The organism is Halochromatium sp. (assembly GCF_054919635.1).
In genome coordinates, this window is record NZ_JBUDPI010000280.1 from 1 (window position 1) to 5,007 (window position 5,007).

General features: G+C 63.1%; 4 protein-coding genes. 3 read left to right on the forward strand and 1 reads right to left on the reverse strand.

Going from position 1 to position 5,007, the window contains the following annotated elements; all coding sequences use genetic code 11:
* Together glgB and dacB are read left to right on the forward strand one after the other, a co-directional pair.
* The coding region (glgB, locus tag ACY693_RS14785; protein ID WP_462322579.1) for a 1,4-alpha-glucan branching protein GlgB at window positions 1-1,631 on the forward strand (1,631 nt) is incomplete at its 5' end.
* A 182-nt stretch (window positions 1,632-1,813) separates the two neighbouring features.
* The gene (gene dacB / locus ACY693_RS14790; protein WP_462322580.1) at window positions 1,814-3,343 is read left to right on the forward strand and encodes a D-alanyl-D-alanine carboxypeptidase/D-alanyl-D-alanine endopeptidase; all 1,530 of its coding nucleotides are present in this window, start codon (window positions 1,814-1,816) and stop codon (window positions 3,341-3,343) included.
* Window positions 3,344-3,394: 51 nt separating this feature from the next.
* Here the strand turns inward: dacB and ACY693_RS14795 are convergent, their stop codons facing one another.
* Window positions 3,395-4,222 carry a TSUP family transporter gene (locus tag ACY693_RS14795; RefSeq protein WP_462322581.1) on the reverse strand — a complete coding sequence of 276 codons (828 nt, stop codon included), beginning with the start codon at window positions 4,220-4,222 and terminating at the stop codon, window positions 3,395-3,397.
* A 93-nt stretch (window positions 4,223-4,315) separates the two neighbouring features.
* Here ACY693_RS14795 and ccmA point away from each other — a divergent pair, with 93 nt between their 5' ends.
* Window positions 4,316-4,951, forward strand: a complete 636-nt coding sequence (gene ccmA, locus ACY693_RS14800) for a cytochrome c biogenesis heme-transporting ATPase CcmA (RefSeq protein WP_462322582.1) — start codon at window positions 4,316-4,318, stop codon at window positions 4,949-4,951.
* The last annotated feature ends 56 nt before the right edge of the window (window positions 4,952-5,007 follow it).

Genomic DNA, 5,007 nt, shown 5'->3' on the forward strand with positions numbered 1-5,007 from the left:
GCCAGCCGATGTCGGTCTACGAGGTCCACCTCGGCTCCTGGCGCCGCGCCGAAGACGGCAGCTTTCTCAACTACCGCGAGCTGGCCGAGCAGCTGACGGCTCACTGCCTAGAGATGGGCTTCACCCACTTGGAGCTGCTGCCGATCACCGAGCATCCGCTCGACGCCTCTTGGGGCTATCAGGCCACCGGCTACTTCGCTCCCACCGCGCGCTTCGGCAGCCCAGACGACTTCCGCTACTTCATCAACTATCTCCACGAGCATGGCATTGGCGTGCTGCTCGACTGGGTACCGGCGCACTTCCCGCGCGACACCGTCGCCCTTGCCCGTTACGACGGCACCGCGCTGTTCGAGCATGCCGATCCGCGCCAGGGCGAGCATAAGGACTGGGGCACGCTGATCTTCAACTATGGCCGCCATGAGGTGAAGAACTTCCTGCTCTCGAGCGCGCTGTTCTGGCTCGATGAGTACCACATCGATGGTCTGCGCGTCGATGCGGTGGCCTCGATGCTCTACCTCGACTACTCGCGCAAGGATGGCGAATGGATTCCGAACAAGTACGGCGGCAACGAGAACCTGGACGCGGTCGAGTTCCTGCGCCAGCTCAACACGGTGACCCATGAGCAACACCCTGGCTCTTTGATGGTTGCCGAGGAGTCGACGTCCTGGCCACAGGTCTCGCGCCCGACCTATCTCGGTGGTCTCGGCTTCAGCATGAAGTGGAATATGGGCTGGATGCACGACACGCTGTCGTACATGGAGAAGGACCCGATCTACCGCCACTACCATCACGACCTGCTGACCTTTGGGCTGCTCTACGCCTTCACCGAGAACTTCGTGCTGCCGTTCAGCCATGACGAGGTCGTGCATGGCAAGAAGTCGATGCTCGACAAGATGCCCGGCGACGCCTGGCAGAAGTTCGCATCGCTGCGCCTGCTCTACACCTTCATGTTCACCTATCCGGGTAAGAAGCTCCTGTTCCAGGGCTGCGAGTTCGCCCAGGGGCGCGAATGGAACTTCGATGCCCCGGCCGAATGGGAGCTGCTCGAGCGCCCTCAGCACCAGGGTGTGAAACAGATCGTCGCCGACCTCAACCAGCTCTACCGAGCCGAGCCTGCCTTGCATGAGGTCGACTTCGAGAGCACGGGCTTTGAGTGGATCGACTGCCATGACTCGAGCCAATCGGTGCTGAGCTATCTGCGCAAGTCGAAGGACGGCAAGCAGCTGGTCGCCTGTGCGTTCAACTTCACCCCGGTGCCGCGCGACAATTACCGCATCGGCGTCCCGGTCGAGGGCTACTACCGCGAAGCGATCAACTCCGATGCCGAGCTCTACGGCGGCAGCAATGTCGGCAATCAGGGCGGCGTGCACTCCGAGCGCGACAGCTGGATGGGTCGGCCGTACTCGATTCCCCTTGCCCTGCCCCCGCTCGCCGGCGTGGTCATGGTGCTCGACCCCAGCTCAGCGACCGAGGCTGCGATTGACACCGCCGACGACGCCAGCGCAGCGACCCCTATCCTCGCCGAGGGCCGCGCCGCGCGGAGTACTGCGCCAGCTGATCAGGATGGCGCAAGCAGCGCGACGGCTGCGCCGATGACCACCGACGGCGACGCGGATCGCGACCGGGGCTGAGGCAACGCCAGCCGTCCTTTGGCCGCTCTCCCGCCTCCAGCTGGCTCAGCCCCGGGCTCAGCCCCGACTGGCCATTCCCCTACTGGACCCCCTAACAGCGTTTGCCGCGTTCGGTAACGGTTGTGACCGAAGGTCGATAGAATGCAATGGCGTCGACCTAAGCCGCAGATGGATGGATACAGATGCGCCAAGCACTGATTAGACTGCTGTGGCTGCTAAGCCTTGTGGCGCCCCTCAGCTGTACCCTAGCGAGTGCCTCGGTCGACCGGGATGCCGAGATCGACCCCGCCACGGAGCCCTTGAAGCCGGCCATTATCGACGACGAGCTGCCGGCGAGCATCGACGCGACCCTCGATGAGCTCACGCTCGATCCAAGCCAGGTCAGCCTGTTCTTGCAGCGCCTCGACCTGCCAAGCCCAACCCTGCTATTCAACGCCAAAGTCCCACGTGCGCCAGCTTCGGTTGAAAAGCTGGTCACCACCATGGCTGCACTCGATATCCTTGGTCGTGGCTACCGCTGGCCAACCGAGGTCTTCACCAGCGGCACCCTCAGTGCGGGTGCGCTCAACGGCGATATGATCCTGAGGGGCTATGGCGACCCTGGCCTCAGCAACGGCGCCTTTACGGACCTACTGCGGGCCCTGCGCGAAAAGGGCATCGAGCGTATCCAAGGCGATCTGATTATCGATATCAGTGCGCTTGAGCCGGCCGAGGCCGAGCGCGGTGACTTCGATGGCGCCGCGCAAAGCGCCTACAACGCCCTCCCGGCCGCACTCAGCGTCAATCGGCAGGTCACCGACATCCATGTCTATCACGACCGAACCAGCGCCGAGGTCGGGGTCTACACCGACCCACCCTTATCCGGTGTCGAGATCGACAACCACGCCAAGATCGTTCAGGCCCCCTGTCGGGGCCGCGATCATCGTCTGCAGGTCCAGGTGCTCGAGTCCGAACAGGCGCTGACCAAGATCCAGGTCAGCGGCACCTTCGCTAGCGACTGTCCGGAAGAGCAGATCCCGCGCCTGCTGTTGTCGCCCGAGCAACATGCCGCGAGCGCCTTTCATGCCCTCTGGCGCCGGCTCGGCGGGCGGGTGGACGGGCGCGTCCGCTTGGGTCGGGTCCCCGAGGACGCCATCCTATTCCACCGCGCCGAATCGCCGCCACTCGCCGAGCTGATTCGGGATCTCAACAAGTCGAGCGACAACCTGATGGCGCGGCTGCTGTTCCTGACCATCGGGCGCAAACGGCAGGGTTCGCCGGCCAGCTTAGACAAATCCCGCGCTAGCCTCACGGATTGGCTCGACGCACAGGGCATTGAGCATTCAGGGATGCTGATCGACAACGGCTCCGGTCTCTCGCGCGAGAGCCGCCTCAGTGCCCAAACGCTCGGTGAGCTGCTCGTGCTCGGCTACCAGGCCCCCTGGATGCCAGAGCTGATGGCTTCGATGGCGATTGCAGGAGTTGATGGCACCATGCGCCGCCGGCTGCGCCACGAGCCGGTTACTGGCCGCGCCCATCTGAAGACCGGTACCTTGCGCAACGCCAGCTGCATTGCCGGCTATGTGCTGGACAAGAACGGCCGGCGTTGGGCACTGGTGGTTATGGTCAACGCATTACCAGGCCAACGCCTCATCGCTTGGCATGGTCACGCCGTGCATCACGCGCTGCTGCGCTGGGTGCATCAGGACCCGCCGGAGCCTTCAGCGCCCTGATCCGAAGCAACGGCCCGCCGAACCCCGCCAACAGCAACCAGTGCGCCCACCTCAGAATAGGCCCAGCACCCGGTCACGCCCAATCATCAACAGCACGCTGACGGTGAAGCCGATCAGCAGAAGCGCAATGTAGAAACCGAAAAATACCCGCTCGCTTGCAGCCTGATAGAAGCGCTGACCCACCAGACTGCCGATCAGGGTGACCGGCATCAGCACAAGCGCGGAGCCGGCATTGCCGAGGTGCAGGATACCGAGCAGCAGCAGCGGCACCAACTTGAGTAGATTCTGCACCAGTAGGAAATCAAGCTGGGCGGCAACGAACTTGGTCTTATCCAGGCCCTGGCGTAGGAAATAGACCGTCATCAACGGCGAGCCAGAATTGGCCACCGTCTGGCTGATACCAAGCCCCGTCCCGGTTAGAAAGATACCGAGGGGGTGCGGTGGTCCACCACCACCGCCGACCCGCGCAATCCAGTTGCGTCCTGCCATCATGGCGACATAGATCAACGACAGGCCTGCCACCACCAGCTCGAGACGTCGGTGGATCAGCGCCATAGCACCATCCGAGACCAGCAGCCAGAGCAGCAAACCGCCGATGGTGGTGCCGACAAAGGCGGCTGGCAGCAACGGCCGCAGGAGCGCAGGACCAGCCTCACCCCGGTGCTGCCAGACGCCGAGGAACGCGGAGGGCAACATCAACACGGCGACCACGGCAAGGCCGTCAGTAGCCCCAATCGCGAACACCATTAACGGTGAGACCACGAAGCCCCCGGTGCCTAAGCCGCTGCGCGCAAAGCCCATCAGGAAGGCAGCCGCGATGGCCATGGCCACAGATAGCCAAGGCAGCGGCTGATCAAGGAAGGCATTCAACAAGCTCATAGCATGACCCATCACAGTTGCGGCTTTTCGATTGTCGCATCGCGCGAGAACGGCTATGGTGCTCGCTGTTCTCACCCGGTGCCCAATCCTCTGATGCTCGACGTTGCCGATCTCGCTTGCCGTCGCGGTGAGCGTCTCCTGTTTCACGGCCTCAGTTTCCAACTGCCATTGGAAACCCTGCTGCATGTGCGCGGACGCAACGGCAGCGGCAAGACGACACTGCTTCGCGCCCTCTGCGGGCTGCTCCGACCCGATGCCGGCAGCATACATTGGCGCGGCGAGAACGTTCGCAACCTGGCCGAGGACTATAACCGCGACCTACTCTATTTTGGTCATCTCAACGGGATCAAGGCCGACCTCACTGGACTCGAGAACCTGCGCATCGCCAGCACCCTCGACCAAGACCCGGTGGACGAGGATGCGATCCTGGCCGCGCTCGCACGTATTGGTCTCGAGGGTTTCGAAGACCTACCCACCCGGATGCTGTCACAGGGGCAGAAGAAGCGCGTTGCACTCGCACGCTTGATCTTGAGCAAGGCGCCACTTTGGATATTGGACGAGCCTTTTACCGCGCTCGATGTCGATGCGGTTGCGCTCTTGCAGCAGCTCATCGCCGAGCAGGTTGCACGCGGCGGCTCAGTGATCTTGACCACCCATCAAGAGGTCGAGTTGACACGCGGCGCCATTCAGCGCCTGACCCTTGGAGACCAAGCGCTTGTTTCAGCCTAAGCCCAGCCATTCATGCTAAAGGTCTTCTATTGCGTCCTCGCACGCGACATCACGCT